General features: G+C 67.5%; 1 protein-coding gene. It reads left to right on the plus strand.

What is annotated here, in order from left to right:
- Positions 1-13 precede the first annotated feature (13 nt).
- Positions 14-206 (plus strand): hypothetical protein (locus BN358_RS27625; protein WP_232233097.1); only part of this gene is annotated, 193 nt, incomplete at its 3' end.

Genomic DNA, 206 nt, shown 5'->3' on the forward strand with positions numbered 1-206 from the left:
CCTGGCAAGAGTCGTGGCCGACATCATCCGGGTCTTTAGCGCAACCCCGCCCACCGAATTGGCGGACGGTGTCGCCGCGTACCTGTCCCGGCTGGACGCCGTCAGCACCTATTGGCCAAGCGACAAGGAGATCACAACGGCCCTCGCGACCGAGGCCGCCTACAGGCGGTATCGCCGCGGACGGCTGCGGGTCCTGCTTGAGGCGA

Origin of the sequence: Sedimentibacter sp. B4 (assembly GCF_000309315.1) — a bacterium.
Classification (GTDB): domain Bacteria; phylum Bacillota; class Clostridia; order Tissierellales; family Sedimentibacteraceae; genus Sedimentibacter; species Sedimentibacter saalensis.